The sequence below is a fragment of the Streptomyces poriticola genome (assembly GCF_036689765.1).
GTDB classification, from domain to species: Bacteria; Actinomycetota; Actinomycetes; order Streptomycetales; family Streptomycetaceae; genus Streptomyces; species Streptomyces poriticola.
Genome location: NZ_JBAGKH010000033.1, coordinates 1 through 22,442 on the forward strand (window position 1 = coordinate 1; position 22,442 = coordinate 22,442).

Genomic DNA, 22,442 nt, shown 5'->3' on the forward strand with positions numbered 1-22,442 from the left:
GATTCTGAGTCGGAATTTCCACCCTTCCGGGCCTCTCCGACCATGAAGTAGTCGGGTGCCCGTCCGAGCGGAGTTGCAAACCTAGTGGAGCGGGGCGCCTCGATGCAAATCGAGGCGCCCCGCCACTGGTTGGCGCGGCCGGCGGGCCGACGGACCGTCAGACCTCCACGACCACAGGGAGGATCATCGGCCTGCGGCGGTACGTCTCCGACACCCACTTGCCCAGCGTCCGACGCACCAGCTGCTGGAGCTGGTGGGGTTCGACGACGCCGTCCTGGGCCGAGCGCTCCAGCACCTCCGTGATCTTCGGGATCACGCCCTCGAACGCCGAGTCGTCGATGCCCGAGCCACGGGTGTGGACATGCGGGCCGCCAGTGATCTTGCCGGTGGAGGAGTCGATGACCACGAAGACCGAGATGATGCCCTCGTCGCCGAGGATCTTGCGGTCCTTCAGGGCCGGCTCGCCCACGTCGCCGACGGAGAGTCCGTCGACGTAGACGTAGCCCGCCTGGACCTTGCCGGAGATCTTGGCCTTGCCCTCGACGAGGTCGACGGCGACTCCGTCCTCGGCGATGACGATGCGGTCGTGCGGGACGCCGGTCATGGCGCCCAGCTCGGCGTTGGCGCGAAGATGGCGCCATTCACCGTGGACCGGCATCAGGTTCTTCGGGCGGCAGATGTTGTAGAAGTACAGCAGTTCGCCCGCGGACGCGTGGCCCGAGACATGGACCTTGGCGTTGCCCTTGTGGACGACGTTCGCGCCCCAGCGGGTCAGGCCGTTGATCACGCGGTAGACCGCGTTCTCGTTGCCGGGGATGAGGGAAGAGGCCAGGATCACCGTGTCGCCCTGGACGATCCGGATCTGATGGTCGCGGTTGGCCATGCGGGACAGCGCGGCCATCGGTTCGCCCTGCGAGCCCGTACAGACCAGAACCACCTCGTTGTCCGGGAGGTCGTCCAGCGTCTTGACGTCGACCACGAGGCCCGGCGGGACCTTCAGGTACCCGAGGTCCCTCGCGATGCCCATGTTGCGGACCATGGAGCGGCCGACGAAGGCGACCCTGCGGCCGTACTCGTAGGCCGCGTCCAGGATCTGCTGGATGCGGTGGACGTGGCTGGCGAAGCTCGCCACGATGATCCGCTTGCGGGCGCCGGCGAAGACCTGGCGGAGCACGTTGGAGATGTCGCGCTCGTGCGGTGTGAAGCCCGGGACCTCGGCGTTCGTGGAGTCCGAGAGGAGGAGGTCGATGCCCTCCTCGCTCAGGCGGGCGAACGCGTGCAGGTCGGTGAGCCTGCTGTCCAGCGGCAGCTGGTCCATCTTGAAGTCGCCGGTGTGCACGACCATGCCCGCGGGGGTGCGGATCGCGACGGCCAGGGCGTCCGGGATGGAGTGGTTGACCGCGATGAACTCGCAGTCGAAGGGGCCGATGCGCTCGCGCTGTCCCTCCGCCACCTCGAGGGTGTACGGGCGGATGCGGTGTTCCTGGAGCTTGGCCTCGATGAGTGCCAGGGTCAGCTTGGAACCGATCAGCGGGATGTCCGGCTTCTCGCGGAGGAGGAACGGGACACCGCCGATGTGGTCCTCGTGACCGTGGGTGAGGATGATCCCCTCGATGTCGTCGAGGCGGTCCCGGATGGATGTGAAGTCCGGCAGGATCAGATCGATTCCGGGCTGCTCCTCCTCGGGGAAGAGCACTCCGCAGTCGACGATCAGCAGGCGGCCGCCGTACTCGAAGACCGTCATGTTACGGCCGATCTCGCCGAGGCCACCGAGCGGGGTGACCCGCAGGCCGCCTTCGGGGAGCGGCGGGGGCGGGCTCAGTTCGGGGTGCGGATGACTCAAAAGACTCTCCTCACCACGCACGCCACGTACCGGTGTGGCACGTGGCGCGCGTGACGTTCGTGCAGAAGCAATTGTCGTTGTGTGGGGTGCAGGCACCGGTGGCCTGCCTGTTCAGTTGTGAAGTGCGGGTGCGTGCGGGGCGCGGTCCTGCGAAGTCTGGTGTCAGAGCTGTACCCCACCCGCGGCAAGATCGATCTTCAGCTGCTCGGTTTCCTCCGGGGCGAGCTCGACCATGGGCGGGCGCAGCGGTCCACCGGGCAGCTTCTGGAGGGTGAGGGCGGCCTTGGTGGTCATGACGCCCTGAGTGCGGAACATGCCGGTGAAGACCGGGAGCAGCTTCTGGTGGATCTCCAGCGCCTTGTGCACGTCACCGTCGACATAGGCGTCGACCATGGCGCGCAGCTCGGGGGTGACGACATGGCCGACGACCGAGACGAAGCCGACGGCGCCCACCGAGAGGAGGGGGAGGTTCAGCATGTCGTCGCCGGAGTACCAGGCGAGACCGGAGTGCGCGATGGCCCAGCTCGCGCGGCCCAGGTCGCCCTTGGCGTCCTTGTTGGCGACGATCCTCGGATGCTCGGCGAGGCGGACGATGGTCTCCGTGTTGATCGGGACGCCGCTGCGGCCGGGGATGTCGTAGAGCATGACCGGCAGCTCGGTGGCGTCGGCGACGGCCTTGAAGTGCCGGTACAGGCCCTCCTGCGGGGGCTTGTTGTAGTAGGGGGTGACGACTAGGAGGCCGTGTGCGCCGGTCTTCTCGGCGGCGCGGGCCAGCTCGATGCTGTGGCGTGTGTCGTTGGTGCCGACTCCGGCCACGATGTGGGCGCGGTCGCCGACGGCCTCCAGGACGGCTCGTACGAGGTCCGTTTTCTCCGCATCGCTGGTGGTGGGCGACTCGCCGGTGGTGCCGTTGATGATCAGGCCGTCGTTGCCTGCGTCCACCAGGTGGGCGGCGAGCCGCTGCGCGCCGTCGAGGTCAAGTGCGCCGTCCGCCGTGAAGGGCGTGACCATGGCGGTGAGGACCCGCCCGAAGGGGATCTGCGGAGTGGAGGTCGGAGCCATGGGTTACACGCTACTCGTTGCTCGGAGCGGGGTCTGCCCTCGGGGCAGGCAGCGGATGGGTTCCCAGGCGGATCCCGGCACTGCCTGCTCGGGGGTTCAAGCAGTGCCGGGTCCGTTTGATCAGGCTAGATGAACTTCACGAAATGCCGCAATACGGACACTTCGCCGGGCTGATCCGTACCTGTGTGCCCGGGTGGGCCGGAACGGCGGGTTACGGGGCCACCCGGCCGTTGGTGTTGAAAGCGGCGTAGGTGAGCGGCATCAGCGCAGCCCACTCGGCCTCCATCTTCTCGGCGACCATCTCGATCTCGCGCTGGGGGAAGGACGGGACCTTCGCCCACTCGTGCTGGGTGCGCAGACCGAGGAAGTGCATCAGCGAGCGGGCGTTGCAGGTGGCGTACATCGACGAGTACAGGCCGACGGGGAGCACGGAGCGGGCGACCTCGCGGGCGACGCCGGCGGCAAGCATCTCGCGGTAGGTCTCGTACGCCTGGCGGTAGGAGTCGTCCATCGCGCGGCCGACCAGTTCCTGCTGGGCGGGGGTGCCCTCGACGAACCGGTACTTGCCGGGGCGGCCTTCCTGGACGAGCTTGCGGGAGGCGTCGGGAACGTAGAAGACCGGCTGGAGCTCGCGGTAGCGCCCGCTCTCCTCGTTGTACGACCAGCCCACGCGGTGCCGCATGAACTCGCGGAAGACGAAGATCGGGGCACTGACGAAGAACGTCATCGAGTTGTGCTCGAAGGGGCTGCCGTGCCGGTCCCGCATGAGGTAGTTGATCAGGCCCTTGGAGCGCTCCGGGTCCTTGTTCAGCTCGTCCAGGGACTGCTCGCCGACGGTCGAGACGCGGGCGGCGAACAGCACGTCGGCGTCGGACGCGGTGTGCTTGACCAGCTCGACGGTGACGTCGCTGCGCAGTTCGATCTTGAAGTCGGCTTCGGGCGTTTCGGACACGGTGTGGCGGGCCTTCCCTTGCGTCGCTTGAGGACGCCACTCTACGGCCCGCCGGGTGCCGTCTCTGCGGCCCGTCCGAAGCGGGTGTTCGGTGGCGTGCCGCGATGAAATCGATGAATTCGACGGAACAGGGCACCTTCGGGTCGGTTCGTTCGTCTGTACCCATGACGAGCCACTCGGTACCCGAGCGCATCCTGAAGCCCCCGAAGGGAGACGTACCTCGATGATCCGCCGGCGGGAACCCGTTCCGTTCGCCTTTGTCGCCGAGGCAGACAGGTTCCGCAGCAATGTCGCTCCCCCGCCTCGGGAGCGGGCCTCCTTCGGGCAGATAGCCGGGCGCTCCCTGCTGGGGCTCACCATCGTCGCCGGGCTCGTGGGCTCCCTGGTCATCGGGATGCCCGCGCTCTCACTGGACGACTCGGCGCAGCAGACGCAGCAGTCCCGGGCGTCCGAGGGACGCTGACCCGTCGCCCGGGCGGTCCCTGCCGCCATCCGGGCCCCCGAGGGTGGTGACCGGGCACACCGGTCGATAGCCTCACCGGGCACAGCCCACGCCCCGGAACGAGTGAGGTCCCGCCGTGCCCCTGTCCTTCCTGACGGCCGACCGCGCCTTCGACGCGGCCGAAGACGTCCCGCTGCCGTACGACGACCGGGACCGCTGGCGCCGGCCGTACCGTCCCGGGCCGTGGCGGGTGGGCATGGCGGCGGTGCTGCTGCTGCTCGCGTCGTATGTGCTCTTCGCGGCGGTCATCATCGCGGCCACCAGCACGCTGTCGGGGTCCGCGGTGGTCTTCGGTATCGCAGGCGTCGTGATCGTCTGCGCGCTGCGGCTGCTGCGGATGGGCGTGTGGGTGAGCGCGCACGGACTGCGTCAGGTGAGTTTCCTCGGCACCCGCACGGTGGCGTGGCAGCAGGTGGTTCAGGTGCGGACGGCGCAGCAGCCGGTGCGCTGGCTGGGGCTGCCGCGCACGGTGCAGGGGCAGGCGCTGCTCATGGTCCGGCAGGGCCGGGGCGCCGGTGCCGTGCCGCCGCTGCTGACCACGCACAACGCCGACTTCCTGGCCCGGGAGGAGGCCTTCGACCGGGCCGCGGACGCCGTGGAGGCATGGGCGGCGGAGTACCGGCACGACTGACCACCGGTGACGGGAACGCCGGTGACCCGGTCCGCGGCTGCGGGCGACGGGTCACCGGCGTTGTGTGTGCCCGGTGCAGGCGCGGCTCAGGCGGCCTCGGCGTGCCTGCCGTCGCCGTCCGCATCGGGAGCGCTGCCGGCCCGGGCGGTCCCGGTGGCCTCGGTGGTCCCGGCGGCATGGGCGGCGTCGTGCAGGGCGATGGCCCGCTGCATCGCCCTGCGGGCCCTGGGCGTGTCGCGGGCATCGTGGTAGGCGACGGCCAGCCGGAACCAGCTGCGCCAGTCGTCGGGTGCGTCCTCCGTCTCCGCCTTCCGCCGGGCGAAGACCTCGTCGGCGGAGTCGCGGTCGATGCGGCCGCTCGGGGTGCGCTTCAGCTCGTCGACGGGGAGTCCGCTCTCGGCGTCGAGTTCGGCGGCGAGCCGGTTGGCCTTGCGGACGAACTGGGTGTTCTTCCACAGGAACCACACCCCGATCACCGGCAGGATCAGCACCGCAACGCCGAAGGTGACGGTGAGCGGCGTGCCGGTTTCGATGAGCAGGACGCCGCGGCTGCCGACCAGGACGAAGTAGACGACCAGGACGGCGGCCGTGACGGCGTAGGAGATCTTCGCGCGCATGGTCCCGGGCCCCGTCAGCCCAGGTCCAGGAAGTGTTCCAGGCCGAAGGTCAGGCCCGGGGTGGTCACCACACGGCGGGTGCCCAGCAGGATGCCCGGCATGAAGCTGCTGTGGTGCAGCGAGTCGTGCCGGACGGTGAGGGTCTCGCCCTCGCCGCCCAGCAGCACCTCCTGGTGGGCGAGCAGCCCGCGCAGCCGGACGGCGTGCACCGGGACGCCGTCGACGTCGGCGCCGCGGGCTCCGTCCAGCGCGGTGACCGTGGCGTCGGGAGCCGGGGCGCTGTCGGCCCGGCGGCGGGCCTCGGCGATGAGCTGGGCGGTGCGCGTGGCGGTGCCGGACGGGGCGTCGACCTTGTCCGGGTGGTGCAGCTCGACGACCTCGACGGACTCGAAGTACGGCGCCGCGATCTGCGCGAACTTCATGGTCAGGACGGCGCCGATGGAGAAGTTGGGCGCGATCAGCACTCCGGTCTCCGGGGACTGGGCGAGCCAGCCCCTGAGCTGGGCCAGGCGCTCCTCGGTCCAGCCGGTCGTCCCGACGACGGCGTGGATGCCGTGACGTACACAGAAGTCGAGGTTGCCCATGACCGAGGCGGGGGTGGTCAGCTCGACGGCCACCTGGGCGCCGGTCTCCGCCAGCGTCTCCAGCTTGTCGCCCCGGCCGAGGGCGGCGACCATTTCCATGTCCTCGGCGGCCTCGACCGCCCGTACCGCCTCGGACCCGATACGGCCCTTGGCACCGAGTACCGCCACGCGCAGCTTGCTCATCTTGGTGTTCCTTACCGGAAGGGGGTTAGGCAACGGCGTCGTGCAGCCGGGACGCCTGCTTGTCCTTGAGCGGGCCGATGACCGACAGCGAGGGCCGTCGGCCGAGGATGTCGCGGGCGACGCTGCGGACGTCGTCCGGCGTGACCGAGGCTATCCGGGCCAGCATGTCGTCGACCGACATCTGCTCGCCCCAGCACAGCTCGCTCTTGCCGATGCGGTTCATCAGCGCGCCGGTGTCCTCCAGGCCCAGGACCGTGGAGCCGCGGAGCTGGCCGACGGCGCGGCCGATCTCCTCGTCGGACAGTCCGTGCTCGGCGATGTGGTCGAGCTCGTCGCGGCAGATCTTCAGCACGTCGTGCACCTGCGAGGGCCTGCAGCCCGCGTAGACGCCGAACAGCCCGCAGTCGGCGAAGCCGGAGGTGTAGGAGTACACGCTGTAGGCCAGGCCGCGCTTCTCGCGGACCTCCTGGAAGAGGCGGGAGGACATGCCGCCGCCGAGGGCGGTGTTGAGCACGCCCAGCGCCCAGCGGCGGTCGTCGGTGCGGGCGAGGCCGGGCATACCGAGGACGAGGTGCGCCTGCTCGGTCCTGCGGCCGATCAGCTCGACGCGGCCCGCGGTGCGGATGGTGCGCCGGCCGTCGCGGGGGGCGATGGGCTGCGCGGCGTGGTCCCGGAGGGCGCCGGCCTTCTCGAAGGCGGCGCGGACCTGGCGTACCACCTTGTTGTGGTCGACGTTGCCGGCCGCGGCGACCACCAGGTGGGTGGGGTCGTAGTGCCTGCGGTAGAAGCGGCGGATGCGGTCGGCGGTGAGGGCGTTGACCGTGTCGACCGTGCCGAGGACCGGTCGGCCGAGGGGGTTGTCGCCGAACATGGTGTGCGCGAACAGGTCGTGCACGCAGTCGCCCGGGTCGTCCTCGGTCATCGCGATCTCTTCGAGGATGGCGCCGCGCTCGACGTCGACGTCCTCCTGCAGGATCAGCGAGCCGGTGAGCATGTCGCAGACGACGTCGATGGCGAGCGGCAGGTCCGTGTCGAGCACACGCGCGTAGTAGCACGTGTACTCCTTGGCCGTGAACGCGTTCATCTCGCCGCCGACGGCGTCGAGCGCGGCGGAGATGTCCAGCGCCGACCTGCGGTTCGTGCCCTTGAAGAGCAGGTGCTCCAGATAGTGGGTGGCGCCGTTGAGCGACGGGGTCTCGTCGCGGGAGCCGACGTGCGCCCAGATGCCGAAGGTCGCGGAGCGGACCGAGGGCAGGGTATCGGTGACGATGCGCAGGCCGCCGGGGAGGGTGGTCCTGCGGACCGTGCCGGTGCCGTTCTCGCCCTTGATGAGGGTTTGGGTACGGGCGACGGCCCGCGCCTCCGGGGAGGTGCGGGCCGTCGTCGTGGTGCTACGGGACGTCACTGGTCGGCGTCGTCCTTCTTGGTCTCGTCGGAGGAGCCCTCCTCGCCCTCGATCACGGGGATCAGGGAGAGCTTGCCGCGGGAGTCGATCTCGGCGATCTCGACCTGGACCTTCTGGCCCACACCGAGGACGTCCTCGACGTTCTCCACGCGCTTGCCGCCGGCCAGCTTGCGGATCTGCGAGATGTGCAGCAGGCCGTCCTTGCCCGGGAGCAGGGAGACGAACGCGCCGAAGGTGGTGGTCTTCACGACCGTACCCAGGTAGCGCTCGCCGACCTCGGGCATGGTCGGATTGGCGATGCCGTTGATCGTGGCGCGGGCGGCCTCGGCGGCCGGGCCGTCGGCGGCGCCGATGTAGATGGTGCCGTCGTCCTCGATGGTGATCTCGGCGCCGGTGTCCTCCTGGATCTGGTTGATCATCTTGCCCTTGGGGCCGATGACCTCGCCGATCTTGTCGACCGGGATCTTCACGGTGATGATCCGCGGCGCGTTCGGGGACATCTCGTCCGGCGTGTCGATCGCTTCCATCATCACGTCGAGGATGTGGAGGCGGGCGTCACGGGCCTGCTTCAGGGCGGCGGCCAGGACGGAGGCCGGGATGCCGTCCAGCTTGGTGTCCAGCTGGAGGGCGGTCACGAACTCCTTGGTGCCGGCGACCTTGAAGTCCATGTCGCCGAAGGCGTCCTCCGCACCGAGGATGTCGGTGAGGGTGACGTAGTGCGTCTCGCCGTCGATCTCCTGGGAGATCAGGCCCATGGCGATACCGGCGACCGGGGCCTTCAGCGGCACACCGGCGTTCAGCAGCGACATGGTGGAGGCGCAGACGGAGCCCATGGACGTCGAGCCGTTGGAGCCGAGCGCCTCGGACACCTGGCGGATCGCGTACGGGAACTCCTCGCGGGTCGGCAGGACCGGCACCAGGGCGCGCTCGGCGAGGGCGCCGTGGCCGATCTCGCGGCGCTTGGGGGAACCGACGCGGCCGGTCTCACCGGTGGAGTACGGCGGGAAGTTGTAGTTGTGCATGTAGCGCTTGCGGGTCACCGGCGAGAGGGTGTCCAGCTGCTGCTCCATGCGGAGCATGTTGAGGGTGGTGACGCCCAGGATCTGGGTCTCGCCACGCTCGAACAGCGCGGAACCGTGCACCCGCGGGATCGCCTCGACCTCGGCGGCCAGGGTGCGGATGTCGGTGACACCGCGGCCGTCGATGCGCTTCTTCTCCTTGATGACGCGCTCGCGGACCAGGGTCTTGGTCAGCGAGCGGTACGCGGCGGAGATCTCCTTCTCGCGGCCCTCGAACTCCGGCAGGAGCTTCTCGGCGGCGAGCTGCTTGACGCGGTCCAGCTCGGACTCGCGCTCCTGCTTGCCGGCGATGGTCAGCGCCTGGGCGAGCTCCGGCTTGACGGCGGCCGTCAGCGCCTCCAGGACGTCGTCCTGGTAGTCCAGGAAGATCGGGAACTCGCCGGTCGGCTTGGCGGCCTTGGACGCCAGGTCCGACTGGGCCTTGCAGAGCACCTTGATGAAGGGCTTCGCGGCCTCCAGACCGGCGGCGACGATCTCCTCGGTGGGCGCGTCGGCGCCGCCCTCGACCAGCTTGACGGTCCCGTCGGTGGCCTCGGCCTCGACCATCATGATCGCGACGTCGCCGTCCTCCAGGGCACGGCCCGCGACGACCATGTCGAAGACGGCGTCCTCGAGCTCGGTGTGCGTCGGGAAGGCGACCCACTGGCCGCGGATCAGCGCGACGCGGACGCCGCCGATCGGCCCGGAGAAGGGCAGGCCGGCCAGCTGCGTGGACGCGGACGCGGCGTTGATCGCCACGACGTCGTACAGGTGGTCGGGGTTGAGCGCCATGATCGTGGCGACGACCTGGATCTCGTTGCGCAGGCCCTTCTTGAAGGACGGGCGCAGCGGGCGGTCGATCAGCCGGCAGGTGAGGATCGCGTCCTCGCTCGGCCGGCCCTCGCGGCGGAAGAAGGAACCGGGGATCCGCCCGGCCGCGTACATGCGCTCCTCGACGTCGACCGTGAGCGGGAAGAAGTCGAGCTGGTCCTTGGGCTGCTTGGAGGCGGTGGTGGCCGACAGCACCATGGTGTCGTCGTCCAGGTACGCCACGGCGGAACCGGCGGCCTGCCTGGCCAGCCGGCCCGTCTCGAAGCGGATGGTGCGGGTGCCGAAGGCGCCGTTGTCGATGACGGCCTCGGCGTAGTGGGTCTCGTTCTCCACTAGCGTTTTCTCCGTTACTTGTCGTCTTTCGTCCCTCGCTGCCCGTGTGGCAGGGGGACGGTGGCGGAGAAGCGCTCCGTCCGGTGCGGGCCGGTCTTCGATCGAAGCACCCGGGATTCCTGTCCCCCGGGGGCCACTACCGAGGACCGGCGGCGGCGAGGTGCGCTTCTCCTCGTCTCGTTCGGTTGTGTCGTAGGTGTCATGCACGGTGTCATGCACCTGGGTGTCGTACGGGGACTGTGCGCGCGGGGTCCGCGCGTACGTTCGTACGACGTGGGGCGCGCGTCGCGCCTCGTACGTTGTGCTACCACACTACAAAGCCGCAGTGACACTGCGCACGTACAGCAAAGGGAGCGGCCCCCGAACGAATGGGAACCGCTCCCTGCACGGCGTCTTACCTGGCGCCCGCCGCACCGCGGCGGATGCCGAGGCGGTCGACCAGCGTACGGAAGCGCTGGATGTCCTTCTTGGCCAGGTACTGCAGCAGCCGGCGACGCTGACCGACCAGGATCAGCAGACCACGGCGGGAGTGGTGGTCGTGCTTGTGGGTCTTGAGGTGCTCGGTCAGGTCGGAGATCCGACGGGACAGCAGGGCGACCTGGACCTCGGGGGAGCCGGTGTCACCCTCCTTGGTACCGAACTCGGCCATGATCTGCTTCTTCGTAGCGGCGTCGAGCGACACGCGTACTCCTCAATAGTCTGTGATGGCCACCGAGTGCCCCCGGTCTTCTTCTCGGGGAATCTTCCGTGACTCGGATGGCGGGGATCCGCTGAGCGCGGCCTCCAGGGTCCGCAGGGCTTCTGCGGGGGGTCCCGGGGGTGCGTACACGAACGGCCGTCACTCAGGGTACCAGCAGACGGCTGCCGCCCTGCTCGCGGCGCCGGAAGCCGGTGGCCACCGGCCTCGGCCACTAGGGTGAACGGTCGGACACAGGCAGTGCCGGGAGGCCGGTACGCGTGGGAAGGGGTCGCTTCGCGATGGCAGAGGAAGTGAACGAGGACGTCAAGGCACGCAAGGAGCGGGAGCGCGACGAGCTGTACGCGCTCGACATCTCGGGCGCCGAGTGGCACAGCGCGCCGGGGACGGAGGAGCACGAGGAGCGGGTGGAGATCGCCGACCTGCCCGGCGGTGCCGTGGCCATGCGCTCCTCCCTGGACCCGGACACTGTGCTGCGGTACACGGAGGCGGAGTGGCGGGCGTTCGTGCTGGGCGCTCGGGACGGGGAGTTCGATCTGGAACCGGCGCCGGGCAAGGGGACGGCCGGCCAGCAGTGAGCGCACCGTGAGGGCGGCCCGGACTCGTACCGCCCGTGGGTGGTCACCCGTGCGTGGTCACTCACTGGTCATGGACCGGGCCGCCACGTAGACGTCGAAGACGGCCAGTGCCAGCGGAACCAGCGTCGGCAGGACGAAGGCCTCTTCGATCTCCGTGAACCGCCCCAGAACGGCGTGACACCACGGCGGGAACCGATCAGGCCGATTGCGGTGACCAGGGCGACAGCGACGGCCACGGCCGCAGCCAGCCACACGCTACGGATGTCGAGGGCGGTGGTGTCGCCCCGCATCTGCCGCAGCAGTCCGTCCTGGTAGCCAATTACCCGCAGTTGCAGGCCGGGACGGTGTCCCCCGCGGTCCGTATCCTGTGGGCGCGTCGAAGCTCGACCCCGAGCGATACCCGGAGGCGGTGGCCGCACGAGGCGGCGCCCTCCTAGGCAGCAGAAGCGCCTGGCGCGGTCCGCGCAGCACCTGTCCAGTCGGCTCACGGGCGTCGGCTTCCGGGTCGAACTGCTGACCGAGGAGGGACCGACGGCCGCCGTCGCCACCTCCGTCTGCGCCAACTCCGTTGGCCACCGCCCAAGGCGGCCAGGACGACGCCGTCCAGCGCCGGACCGAGGAATCCAGTCGGAGTTGGCACTGTGACAACCGCAGGCACACCACGTATGGGGTGCGCCGCCGGCCCCCGCTCGACGGCTCCGCGTGACGGACTGCCGCAGCTGGCGGCCCTGTTGACCGCAATCCCCGCGCTGGCTAAGACACTCAGTCTGCCCCTCGCATGCGGCGGCCGGCGGGAGGTGGCGCTCAGCGGGCAGCTACGGGTCACCGGTCGCAGCGTGGGAGTGAACGTTGAGGGGCAGTCGGCCGTCATGGGGTCGACCGGCCGACGCCGTTCGACATCGTGTTCACCGGCGGTCTCTGGACGGCACAGGTGCTGGCACCGCGGGCTGCGGCGACAGGGGCACAGGTCGCGGTGGAGACCGGTCGGCCTGCGCAATGGCAGGTCGTGCAGGCGGTCGGCGGAGGCCCGTCCGGGATGACCGCCCACGACGTGGGACGGGTGCCGCCGCTCGGTGCCTCGGCGATGGTCCCTGTTTCTGGTGATCCGGGACTGCGGCATGCGTCCGCCGCGTTGGCGGGTGGCTTCCGCTCCCTGGCAGCGGTACTCACCCTTCCCCTATCTGAGTCCGGTGACGCCAAGTATCTGAGTCCGGTGGCGCCAAGATTGATGCGCCAGGCCCGCCTGGTGGGCGTGCAGCCTGTTTCCCCGGACGAGGCAGTGGAGATCGGGCGCGTAGCCGGACTGCCCTGCGGCGAGTACGAGGCCCTGCCGTCACTCGCTGACGGCGTCACTCTGTGGTGTACGGAACGGGATCGACAGTATGTAATGACACGCCCCACAGACGCCGAGGTCGGTTTGATGGGCGCCCCGCGCCGGATGGATTGACCGTACGGTCCGGGAGCCTCGCGTCGCCGGGTCCCATCAGGAGCAGGTACCGAGGGGTGGGCGGGGCTGCCGAGGCGGTGCTTGTGGTGATTAGGCTGGTACCGGTGCGACGTCAGAACCCGGGTACCGGGCATGGGCGTCCTACGGGGAGGGCCGGGGACCGGACAACCTCGTTCACTTCGGACTACGCCGGACGACAGCAAGGGTCGCCCCAGCACGGCTTGAGGGTGCTCGACCACACCGGGAGGAACTGTGAGCAGCGATCGGGACGGGACGCGCGGGGGCTGGGCGACACCCGGTGATGACCAGCCCGACGCGGAGTCCGCCGTCGAGACGACGGGCGAGTTCACCATCGACTACGCGCCGCCCGCCTGGTACACGCAGAACGCGTCCGGCGCTTCCGGGGGACAGGGCTCCGGGACGTCGGACGACTCGGGGCCTGCGGGGACTGCAGAGTCCACGGGATCCACGGGCACCGCTGGGGCCGCGGGCGCTGCGGGGCCGGTGGACTCCGCGGCTGCGTCGTCCTCCCCGGGTGGGCCGGTTCCGCCGCTGCCGGGGCTGACTCCGCCGCCGCACGCGACGCCCTCCCCGCCGCCCGTGGCTCCCGGCGTGCCGTTCACGCCGCCTGCGCCGGCTCCGTCACCGGGGGCTTCCTTCACTCCGCCCGCGCCGCCCGCGCCTGCGCCGGGGGCGCCGTTCACTCCGCCGGCGCCGCCGAGCGGGGGGCCTACGGCGGTGCCCAAGTTGCCGGTGGGGAGCGGATTCGAGCCTCAGCAGTCGGAGCCGGAAGCGCCGGGTCAGGCGCCTGCGCCTGCTTCCGACCCGGCTTCTCCCACTGCTGTGCCGAGCATTCCGGTGGGCGATTTCCCGTCGCCGACCTCGCCGTCCGGCGGCCTCGAGGGGACTGTGCAGCCGGAGTCGGAGCCCGAGTCAGGCAATGGCGACCTCGAGAGTGGGGCCACCATGCGGTTCTCGGCCGCCGCCCTCAAGCAGGAGATCGCCGCGCGCGCCGCCGAGGAGAGCGGGGCACGCGACGGAGGGGCCGACTCCGGAACGGTGGGGCGCGCCGAGAGTGACGGCGGTGGCGAAGCGGACGACCGTGGCGCCGACTTCGACCTGGCGCCCGCCCAGCCCGCTGGGGCCGATTCCGCCGGCTCCTCCGACTCCGCTGCCGCCGATTTCGCCCAGTCCTCCGGCCCATCCGGTTCGTCCGAAGCCACCGAGTCCACCGAATCCACCGGTTCCCGGGATGCCAGCGGCGCGTCGGCGGCCGAGGCCGGTGCGGATGCGGTCGACGCGGAGGGGGAACGGGCCGCCTCGCCGGAGAGTGCGGATGACGACGGACCGGACGAGAGGGCGTCCGAGGAGGCGCTGCCGGTGGCGGACGAGCCGCTGCCCGAGTCCGTGTCGGAGTCCGTGTCGGAGTCCGAGCCGGATCTGGAGCCCGAGGACGCCGTGCCCGCGGATGTGCGGCCCGTCACCGAACCGGAACCGGAGGACGCGGTACCGCACGCCCCGGCCCCCCCGGACGCCGCCCCCGCTGCCCCCGACACGCCCGCACCGCAGGACACCGCCCCCACCGACGCGCCGCCCGCCTGGACTCCGGATCCGGCGCCAATGCCGACGCCGACGCCGCAGGACGGCGGCGTGCCGCCCGTGCCGTCGGCGTACCAGCCGGGCGTACCCGCACCGGCCTACCAGTGGCCCGCCCAGCCGCAGCCGGGTGCACCGGATGCCCAGCCTCCGCAGCAGCCGTACCCGGCCCAGCCACACCCGCAGCCGCCCTTCGAGCCGCAGGCGCCACAGCCCGCCCCCGCGGCTTGGAACCCGCCGAACCCGCCGCCTCAGGCACCCGGGCAGCCCGCCCCGCCTGCACAGCCGACCGGTTACGGGTTCCCGCCCGCGGGGCCGACACAGCCCCCGTCCGCAGAGCCGAGCGGACCGCCCGCCCCAGCGCCCTCCCCTGCCCCCGGCCCGGCCGCCGGGTACGGCTTCCCGCACCCCGGCGTGCCCGGCACCCCGGGCGCCCCGGGTGGTTACGGCTTCCCCCAGCCGCCTGCGCCCCAGGGAGGTCCGCACGGGCCCGCCACCCCGGCTGCTCCGCAGCCCACGCCCACTCCGCAGACTCCGCCGCAGGCACCGCAGGCACCGTTCCCCTCGCAGACGCCAGTGACCGCCCAGCAACCCCCGCAGACGCCACCGGCCCAGCAGCCTCCCCAGGCACCCGAGAGCGCCCAGGCCCCGCAGGGGCAGCAGCTCCCGCAGCCCCCGCACCCCGTACCGGGCGCACAGCCGCACGTACCGCCCCAGCCGCAGCCATCGCAGCAACAGGCGCAGCAACAGCCGCAGGCGCAGCAACCGCAGCCGCAGCCGCAGCCGCAGCAACCGATCGACCCCCGCACCGGTGCCGCCTGGCCGCAGCCCATACAGCACGACCAGCGGCAGCCCACCAACCCGGGCGCCGCGCCGCTCGGTTACACCGCGGCCGTGGAACTGTCCTCCGACCGGCTGCTCAACAACAAGCGGCAGAAGACGAAGAGCAGCCGCCCCGCGGCCGGCGGTGGCCGGTTCAAGCTCGGCGGGAAGCGGGAAGAGGCCGAGCGCCAGCGGAAGTTGGAGCTGATCCGCACGCCGGTGCTGTCCTGCTACCGCATCGCGGTCATCAGCCTCAAGGGCGGTGTCGGCAAGACGACCACCACCACCGCCCTCGGCTCCACGCTCGCCACCGAGCGGCAGGACAAGATCCTCGCGATCGACGCCAACCCCGACGCCGGTACGCTCGGCCGCCGGGTGCGGCGCGAGACCGGGGCCACCATCCGCGACCTCGTCCAGGCGATCCCGTACCTCAACTCGTACATGGACATCCGGCGCTTCACCTCGCAGGCGCCGTCCGGCCTGGAGATCATCGCCAACGACGTCGACCCGGCCGTGTCCACGACGTTCAACGACGAGGACTACCGGCGCGCGATCGATGTGCTGGGCCAGCAGTACCCGATCATCCTGACCGACTCGGGCACCGGGCTGCTCTACAGCGCCATGCGCGGCGTGCTCGACCTCGCCGACCAGCTCATCATCATCTCCACGCCGTCCGTGGACGGTGCGAGCAGTGCCAGTACGACGCTGGACTGGCTGTCCGCGCACGGGTACGCCGATCTCGTCGCCCGATCCCTCACCGTCATCTCCGGTGTCCGGGAGACCGGAAAGATGATCAAGGTCGAGGACATCGTCGGCCACTTCCAGACCCGCTGCCGCGGTGTCGTCGTCGTGCCGTTCGACGAGCACCTCTCCGCCGGTGCGGAGGTCGACCTCGACATGATGCGGCCGAAGGTGCGGGAGGCGTACTTCAACCTCGCGGCCCTGGTGGCCGAGGACTTCACGCGCCATCAGCAGATGCACGGCCTGTGGACCTCCGACGGCAACCCGCCGCCGGTGGCCGCCCCGCCGATGCCGGGCCAGCCCTTCCCCGGCCAGCCCCCGGCGCCCGGACAGCCCATGCCGGGTCAGGGCGTACCGGGCCAGCCGATGCCGGGCCAGGGTGTCCCCGGGCAGCCGGCTCCCGGCCGGCCGGGCCACCCGGCACAGCCGGGACCGTACGGTCAGCCGCCCCAGACGCCGCACGCACCGCCCCAGGCACCGCAGGCACCCCACCCCGGGCAGCCGTACGCCCAGCCGGGGCAGCCCCCGGCCCCCGGCCAGCCGCCGCAGCCCGGCCAGGGCTACGGCTATCCGCAGCAGCCGGGGCACCCCGGGCCGGGACAGCCCGGTGGGCAGACTCCGCCGCCCCCGCCGCCCCCGCAGTCGTAGGCCGGGCGCGCCTCCGCCCGCATCGACGAGGCCCGCGCCGCTCACCGGTGCGGGCCTCGTCGCGCCGCCGCGGCGCTACCGTTCAGTGCCTTCCGCCCGAGGTGCCGCTGCCGCCGTCCGCCGTGCCTCGGTGCCTCCCACACAGCGCGTGGAGGGGCCTGGAGACGCCGACCCGACCGGAGCGACGAGAACGACCGGAGCGGCGAGAACGACCGGAGCGGCGACCGAAGCGACCGGGTCCGGCGCACCGTATGTCGCCGGCCGGGGCACCACGCTCAAGGGGGAGCTCGTCACGTCCGCGCACCACTGCCTGATGGGGCGGACCTCACCGTCCTGGCGCCGGTACATCGGTGCGGTGCGCTGGCCCCGGTCCCGGAGCATGCCTCGCACCTTCGCGTCGCTCGTCCGGTGCGTCCCGTTGTGGGGCCCGGGCCCGCTGCGGGCCCGGGTCACGCCTCCGCTGCGGCCACCAGCTCCCGGCAGCGCTTGACGTCGTCGGCCATCTGCTCCAGCAGGGCCTCCAGCGTGTCGAACTTCGCCTGACCGCGGACGTACGCCAGGAAGTCCACGGCGACATGCAGCCCGTACAGGTCGAGGCCCACCCGGTCGATGGCGTACGCCTCCACCGTGCGCTCGGTGCCGTCGAACTGCGGGTTGGTGCCGACGGAGATCGCGGCCGGCATCGCCTCGCCCTGGGCGTGCAGCCAGCCTGCGTAGACGCCGTCGGCGGGGATGGCGGTGTGCGGGAGGGTCTCGACGTTGGCGGTGGGGAAGCCCAGTTCGCGGCCGCGCTGCGCACCGCGGACGACCACGCCCTCGACGCGGTGCGGACGCCCGAGGATCTCGGCGGCGCCCGCGACATCGCCCTCGGCGACCAGGCGCCGGGTCAGCGTGGAGGAGAACGGCAGGCCTCCGCCCGCCTCACCGGTCACGTACAGGTCGACGACCTCGACCTCGAAGTCGTAGACCTTGCCCTGGTCGGCGAGGAACTCGACATTACCCGCAGCCCGGTGGCCGAAGCGGAAGTTGGGGCCCTCGACGACGGCCCTGGCGTGCAGCTTGTCGACCAGGACCTTGACGACGAACTCGGCCGGGGAGAGCTTCGAGAACTCGGCGGTGAAGGGGAGGATGAGGACCGCGTCCACGCCGAGGTCCGCCATCAGTTCGGCGCGACGGTGGTGCGGGGCGAGCAGGGGCGGGTGGCTGCCGGGGCGGACGACCTCGCTGGGGTGCGGGTCGAAGGTGACGACGACGGCGGGGACGCCCAGTTCACGGGCGCGGTCGACGGCGTGCTTGATGATCAGCTGGTGACCTCGGTGGACGCCGTCGTAGGAACCGATGGTGACGACACTGCGCCCCCAGTCCTCGGGGATGTCCTCCAAGCCACGCCAGCGCTGCACTGTGTCTGCTCCTTGTCGAACCGGTTCCGTCGGTTGCCTCCTGCGCAGGTCTAAGGGTGCCATGCCGGGCCCCTCCCGCCCGCATCGGCATGGGAGTGTGACGCTCTGCACTCCCATGCCGATGCGGGCGCTTCATGCGGGTACCCGGAGGCCCGCCAGGCTCTCGATCGTCCGCTGGGCGCTGGGGCCGACCAGCGCGGACCACTCGTGCGGGGCGTCCGTGAGCCAGCCGGTCACCCGGGTGGCGAAGCCGGGGACATGGCGGGCCAGGTCGACCAGGCCGCGGTCGTAGCAGGCGGCGCCGTGCGGGGTGCGGACCAGGAGCAGACCCAGTCGGTGGACGAGGGCCCGCAGGTCGTCGCCGCGGCACCCGGGGGCGGCGTGCAGCAGCGCGTCCAGGACGGCGGGCTCGTGCTCGCGGGTGAGCAGGAAGCTGCGCAGTTCCCGGCGGAGGGGGGCGCACGGGGAGGTGCCGGGGGCGGCGAGCACCCCGGCGAGCGCCGCCCGGACCGAGGTCGGGCCGCCGGTGAGCAGGGCGGTGGCCAGCGGCAGCAGGACGGTGCGGGCAGCCGGGCCCTCGGCGGTCAGGCGCTGGTCGACATAGGCGGCCACATGCCCGGCGGTCTCCGGCCGCTCGGCGACGACGTCCCCGATCAGCGCGGCGACCCGGCGGGTCAGCCCGGGCGGGGTCGCGTCGGCCAGCCTGCGCAGGGCCTCCCCGGCGTCCGGGCCGCGCAGCCGCGCCCGGAAGGCGTCGAGGACCGGCTCCGGGTGGGTGGACAGCGCGGTGGCGGCCGCGTCCGGCGGCAGATACGGGTCGCCCGCCGCGAAGTGGCCCAGCGCGGACGCGAGGTGCTGCTCGCGGGTGTCCGGGTCCCTTACCAGCAGCGCGAGGGCCGCCCCGTGCAGGGTGCTGTCGGCCGGGCGGGCGAGCAGGGCGAGCGCGGCTCGGCGCAGCAGTGCGCGGTCGGCGTCGGAGCGTACCTGCGCGGCAGCGCGCAGTCCGTAGGTCATCGCCGCCGCCCGGCGCAGGGGCCGCGGGTCGTGCGCCCACCGGTCGACGGCGCGGCAGACGGCGGCCGGCTCCTCCTCCGTCAGCGCAGCGAACAGTTCGTCCGCCCGCCGGTGGGCGCTGTCGGCGAGCGCCTCGGTGAGGTGGTCCAGGGCGTGGTGCCGGTGGGTGTGCAGCAACGCCTGCGCGGCCGTCGCCACGGTGGCGTGCGGGGCGGCGGGCAGCGGACGCTCGTCGTCGAACCAGGTCACCAGGATCGGCTGTACGGCGGTGGGGTGGGCGGTGAGCAGGGCGGCGACGGTGTCGAGATGGCGGGGTCCGGGTTCGTGCGGGGCGCCGTCGGCCAGGACCAGGCGGCGCAGCAGCTCGAGGCGGGTGTCCCGGGGCAGGGCCAGGTCCCGCCAGAACGCGGGCCCCAACCCGGACGGCACGGGCCGGTCCTCCTCCCGCCGGGTCACCAGCGCGTGGGCGAGCAGGCGCAGTACCGGCGTGTACGGCGCCGCGTCCGGCACCCGTCTCAGCGTCTCGGCGACGAGGCGGACCGCCCACCAGGAGCAGGGCTCGTCGTCCAGGGTGAGCACCAGCTCCTCCAGCCGGAGTGCGAGCTGCTCGGTGCCGTGCTGACGGGCCAGGAGCAGCAGCGCCTCGACGACGGGCCCGATGCGGTGGTGCGGTACGGGGAGAGGGTGGGCGGTGTGCGGGGTGCGCCAGCGGTGGACGAGGGCGCCCAGGGCCGCGTCGAGATCGAGGTGGGTGCCCTGGATCCAGTCGGCGAGTTCCTCGTGCGCGAAGCGGTAGCCGGGGCCTGCGGGCACCAGGAGGCCCTCGGCGAGGACGGCGGACGCCCAGCCGGCGCCACCGCCCAGCCGGGCCGGGGCCTGCCCCCAGGGGAACACCGCTTCGAACGCTTCCCGGTCCAGTTCGCCCTGTCCGGGTCCGAGGCTGCGCCGGGCGGCCTCGTGGACCTGCCCGGACACCTTGGCGGCGAGGCGCCGTACGGCGGTGCCGCGGAGGCCGTTCTGGGTGGCGAGTCGGGCAGCGATGCGCAGGCACATCAGGTCCAGCCAGGCCGCGAAGACCTCGTCGCGGCCGAGTCGGACGGCCGGCGGGGGCGTGGTGAACGCACCGCGGACTTCGCAGAGCAGCCGGAGGGTCAGCGGGTGCCGGGCGTCGGCACCGGCCAGGGCGCCTTCCGGGATCCGGTACCTCTCGCGCGCCCGGCCGGCCTCCTCCTCGTCCAGGTCGCCGAGCCGCACGGCGGGCGGCAGCTCCGGGCTTCCCTCCCTCGAGGGGAGCCTCGGGTTCCCTTCCCCCGACCGCGGCCCCGGGTTGCGCTCGTCGGCCCCCGGCCCGCCGCCCACCCCCGCCCCGCCGACCGGATCCGGGCCCCCGAGCGGACCCGGGCCACCGACCAGCTCCGGCCCGCCGACCGGCCGACCGTCCAGGCCCGGGCCACCGACCGGCTCCGGCCCGCCGACCGGGCCAGGCCCATGGCCCAGGCCCACTCCACCGTCCAGGCCCACTCCACCGTCCAGGCTCGGTACACAGGCCGACTCCGGCCCGCCGACCAGGCCAGGCCCATGGCCCAGGCCCACTCCACCGTCCAGGCCCACTCCACCGTCCGGGCCCGGACCACAGGCCGACTCCGGCCCGCCGACCAGGCCAGGCCCATGGCCCAGGCCCACTCCACCGTCCGGGCCCACTCCACCGTCCGGGCCCGGACCACAGGCCGGCTCCGGCCCGCCGACCAAGCCCCGCCCACCGGGCGGTGGCTCCCGCCCACCGACCGACTCCGTACCCGGGCCGGGGGCCGGGCCCGCACACCCGCCGGCACCCGCTGCTGTATCCGCACCCGCATCGGGGTCCTCGACCACACCCACACCATCGCCCGCGCCTGCGCCCGCACCATCGCCCATGCCCGCGCCGCCGCCGGCCTCAGCACCTACGCCCGGCCCCGCGCCCCCACCCGCACCAGCACCCTCGCCCGCTGCGCCACCCGCACCCGACGCGGCACCCGAACGCGACACCGCACCCGACACCGCACCCGACACCGCACCCGAACGCGACACCGCACCCGACGCCGCTCCCGGACCCGCCCCGGCACGCCCGTCCGCTCCGTACAGCAGTTCCGCGGGAAACTCCGAACCCGCCCCCTCCCAGTACTCCGGCCGGCATCCGACGACCAGTCGGGTCCCCGTCTCCCGCAGCCAGTCGGCCGTGCCCCGGGTCCACTCGCCGAGGCGGTGGGCGAGCAGCGGCGGCATCTCCTCCGGGCCGTCCAGCAGGAGCAGCAGCGGGCGGCCGCTGTCGCGGGCGAGACGGGCGAGGCGCTGCGGTGTGGTGCCGCCCGGGTCGGCGGGGCCGGAGGTGCCGGAGGCGGCGACGATGCGGGCGGCACGGGTCAGTGCGCGGGCCGCCGCGTCCGCCACCGAGGTGTCGTCGTCGCGCAGGTCGGCGCCGCGCAGCCAGAGCGTGGGGGCCGGACGGGGGCGCCGGGCGCGGCGGGCGGTGAGGGCGGCGAGCTCCGTGGTCCGGCCGCTGCCGGGTGGTCCGACCAGCCCGAGGACCTGTGCGGAGCTCGCCTCGAAGGCGGCGAACGCCGCGAGCGGCACGGCCCTTTCCACCGGCTCCCAGCCGGGGCCGGGGCTGCCGCCGGAGGCTCCCGGCGGGCCGTCCTGTCCGACCGAGGTGGCCGTGAGTTCCAGGACGCCGGCCGGGTTGAGGTCGGCGCCGTACGCCGGGACCGTCGCCGCGTTCTCGGCGAGCAGGGCTGCGAGCGGGCCGGTGAGCGGGCGGTCGCGGTCGGCGCGCAGCGGTACGGCGAAGCCGACGTCGCGGTCTCCGGAGCTGAGGGCGGTGCCGAGGACGCCGAGGACCGCACCGGTCGCGGCGTCCAGCACCGGTCCCCCGGCCGCGCCGCCGCCGAGCCGCAGCGCGTCCCGGCCCGCCGTGCCGACCGCGAGTTCCAGGCTGCCGGCGATAGGGTGCCGGCGGTCCGTGGCGGTGTAGGTGACCTCGGCGGTGCCGAGCACCCGCGCCTCGCGCCAGCCGGCGGCGGCGATGCGTACGTACGTCCCGGGCCCCACGGTCCTCCGTGCGCTGACCGGCAGCGGGGCGGTGCCGAGCCCCTCGGTGCGCACCAGGGCCAGGCCGAGGGAGGGCAGCGCAGTCACCGCGTCGGCGGTGACGGAGCGCCGGCGGTCGCCGGCCTGCAGGACGAGCCGGGGCAGACCGTCGACCGCCTCGTGGCTGGTGATCACGGTGCCGTGGTGATCGGCGGCGAATCCGCTGCCTCGCGGGCGTCCGGCAAGGTCGTGGACGTGGATCAGAGTGTCGTCGGCCGGCCGCCAGGCCGCTTCGGCGGACGGTGTCCGCTTGGTCCCGGCGTCGTCGAGTGGATCCTGGGACCGGTTCCGCGACGTCATCGTCGAACCTCCCCGCCGTACACCGTGCCCTGTGACGACGGTAGGCGGGCGGTGATCAGCGGGACAGATCGTCCG

At 72.5% G+C, this 22,442-nt stretch carries 14 protein-coding genes and 2 pseudogenes; 5 read left to right on the forward strand and 11 right to left on the reverse strand.

Going from position 1 to position 22,442, the window contains the following annotated elements; genetic code table 11:
- Positions 1 to 157: 157 nt before the first annotated feature.
- The 3 genes from V5O46_RS27410 to thyX form a co-directional block, all read right to left on the reverse strand.
- On the reverse strand, positions 158 to 1,843 hold the full coding sequence (locus V5O46_RS27410) for a ribonuclease J (RefSeq protein ID WP_332887391.1): 1,686 nt from the start codon (positions 1,841 to 1,843) through the stop codon (positions 158 to 160).
- A 162-nt stretch (positions 1,844 to 2,005) separates the two neighbouring features.
- Entirely contained in the window at positions 2,006 to 2,905 is a 900-nt protein-coding gene (gene dapA, locus V5O46_RS27415) for a 4-hydroxy-tetrahydrodipicolinate synthase (protein WP_332887392.1), read from the reverse strand.
- A 211-nt stretch (positions 2,906 to 3,116) separates the two neighbouring features.
- Positions 3,117 to 3,857, reverse strand: coding sequence for an FAD-dependent thymidylate synthase (thyX, locus tag V5O46_RS27420; RefSeq protein WP_332887393.1), 741 nt, complete (start codon positions 3,855 to 3,857; stop codon positions 3,117 to 3,119).
- Between the two features lie 223 nt (positions 3,858 to 4,080).
- On the opposite strand from thyX, the gene V5O46_RS27425 reads away from it, so the two are divergent.
- Positions 4,081 to 4,320 (forward strand): hypothetical protein, encoded by a 240-nt coding sequence (locus V5O46_RS27425; protein ID WP_332887394.1) that lies wholly within the window; start codon positions 4,081 to 4,083, stop codon positions 4,318 to 4,320.
- A 115-nt stretch (positions 4,321 to 4,435) separates the two neighbouring features.
- On the forward strand, positions 4,436 to 4,990 hold the full coding sequence (locus tag V5O46_RS27430) for a hypothetical protein (protein WP_332887395.1): 555 nt from the start codon (positions 4,436 to 4,438) through the stop codon (positions 4,988 to 4,990).
- 86 nt (positions 4,991 to 5,076) lie between these two features.
- Here V5O46_RS27430 and V5O46_RS27435 read toward each other — a convergent pair whose 3' ends face one another.
- From V5O46_RS27435 to rpsO, 5 genes are all read right to left on the reverse strand, one after another.
- Positions 5,077 to 5,607 carry a hypothetical protein gene (locus V5O46_RS27435; RefSeq protein WP_332887396.1) on the reverse strand — a complete coding sequence of 177 codons (531 nt, stop codon included), beginning with the start codon at positions 5,605 to 5,607 and terminating at the stop codon, positions 5,077 to 5,079.
- A gap of 14 nt (positions 5,608 to 5,621) precedes the next feature.
- Positions 5,622 to 6,374 carry a 4-hydroxy-tetrahydrodipicolinate reductase gene (gene dapB / locus V5O46_RS27440; protein WP_332887397.1) on the reverse strand — a complete coding sequence of 251 codons (753 nt, stop codon included), beginning with the start codon at positions 6,372 to 6,374 and terminating at the stop codon, positions 5,622 to 5,624.
- Positions 6,375 to 6,399: 25 nt separating this feature from the next.
- On the reverse strand, positions 6,400 to 7,779 hold the full coding sequence (locus tag V5O46_RS27445; RefSeq protein WP_332887398.1) for a M16 family metallopeptidase: 1,380 nt from the start codon (positions 7,777 to 7,779) through the stop codon (positions 6,400 to 6,402).
- Positions 7,776 to 10,001: a polyribonucleotide nucleotidyltransferase gene (locus tag V5O46_RS27450; protein WP_332887399.1), complete on the reverse strand. Its 2,226-nt coding sequence runs from the start codon at positions 9,999 to 10,001 to the stop codon at positions 7,776 to 7,778. Before V5O46_RS27450 ends, V5O46_RS27445 begins: the two co-directional genes overlap by 4 nt.
- Positions 10,002 to 10,395: 394 nt before the next feature.
- Positions 10,396 to 10,683, reverse strand: coding sequence for a 30S ribosomal protein S15 (rpsO, locus tag V5O46_RS27455; RefSeq protein ID WP_332887400.1), 288 nt, complete (start codon positions 10,681 to 10,683; stop codon positions 10,396 to 10,398).
- 296 nt (positions 10,684 to 10,979) lie between these two features.
- Between rpsO and V5O46_RS27460 the strand changes: the two genes are divergently transcribed.
- Positions 10,980 to 11,276, forward strand: coding sequence for a DUF397 domain-containing protein (locus tag V5O46_RS27460; RefSeq protein WP_332887401.1), 297 nt, complete (start codon positions 10,980 to 10,982; stop codon positions 11,274 to 11,276).
- 57 nt (positions 11,277 to 11,333) lie between these two features.
- Here the strand turns inward: V5O46_RS27460 and V5O46_RS27465 are convergent.
- A pseudogene (locus V5O46_RS27465) lies at positions 11,334 to 11,566 on the reverse strand (type VII secretion integral membrane protein EccD); the annotation flags it as partial.
- A 375-nt stretch (positions 11,567 to 11,941) separates the two neighbouring features.
- Between V5O46_RS27465 and V5O46_RS27470 the strand changes: the two are divergent.
- A pseudogene (locus tag V5O46_RS27470) lies at positions 11,942 to 12,723 on the forward strand (hypothetical protein).
- A gap of 252 nt (positions 12,724 to 12,975) precedes the next feature.
- The gene (locus V5O46_RS27475; protein ID WP_332887402.1) at positions 12,976 to 16,530 is read left to right on the forward strand and encodes an SCO5717 family growth-regulating ATPase; all 3,555 of its coding nucleotides are present in this window, start codon (positions 12,976 to 12,978) and stop codon (positions 16,528 to 16,530) included.
- Between the two features lie 449 nt (positions 16,531 to 16,979).
- Here the strand turns inward: V5O46_RS27475 and V5O46_RS27480 are convergent, their stop codons facing one another.
- Both V5O46_RS27480 and V5O46_RS27485 read right to left on the reverse strand, forming a co-directional pair.
- On the reverse strand, positions 16,980 to 17,930 hold the full coding sequence (locus tag V5O46_RS27480) for a bifunctional riboflavin kinase/FAD synthetase (protein ID WP_332887403.1): 951 nt from the start codon (positions 17,928 to 17,930) through the stop codon (positions 16,980 to 16,982).
- Between the two features lie 132 nt (positions 17,931 to 18,062).
- Complete coding sequence (locus V5O46_RS27485) at positions 18,063 to 22,367, reverse strand: hypothetical protein (RefSeq protein ID WP_332887404.1); 4,305 nt, start codon at positions 22,365 to 22,367, stop codon at positions 18,063 to 18,065.
- Between the last annotated feature and the right edge of the window lie 75 nt (positions 22,368 to 22,442).

Excerpts from the sequence above, each read along its gene's own strand:
- dapA (WP_332887392.1), bottom strand. The coding sequence starts at position 2,905 with ATGGCTCCGACCTCCACTCCGCAGATCCCCTTCGGGCGGGTCCTCACC.
- V5O46_RS27425 (WP_332887394.1), top strand. The coding sequence starts at position 4,081 with ATGATCCGCCGGCGGGAACCCGTTCCGTTCGCCTTTGTCGCCGAGGCA.
- V5O46_RS27435 (WP_332887396.1), bottom strand. The coding sequence starts at position 5,607 with ATGCGCGCGAAGATCTCCTACGCCGTCACGGCCGCCGTCCTGGTCGTC.
- dapB (WP_332887397.1), bottom strand. The coding sequence starts at position 6,374 with ATGAGCAAGCTGCGCGTGGCGGTACTCGGTGCCAAGGGCCGTATCGGG.
- V5O46_RS27460 (WP_332887401.1), top strand. The coding sequence starts at position 10,980 with ATGGCAGAGGAAGTGAACGAGGACGTCAAGGCACGCAAGGAGCGGGAG.
- V5O46_RS27485 (WP_332887404.1), bottom strand. The coding sequence starts at position 22,367 with ATGACGTCGCGGAACCGGTCCCAGGATCCACTCGACGACGCCGGGACC.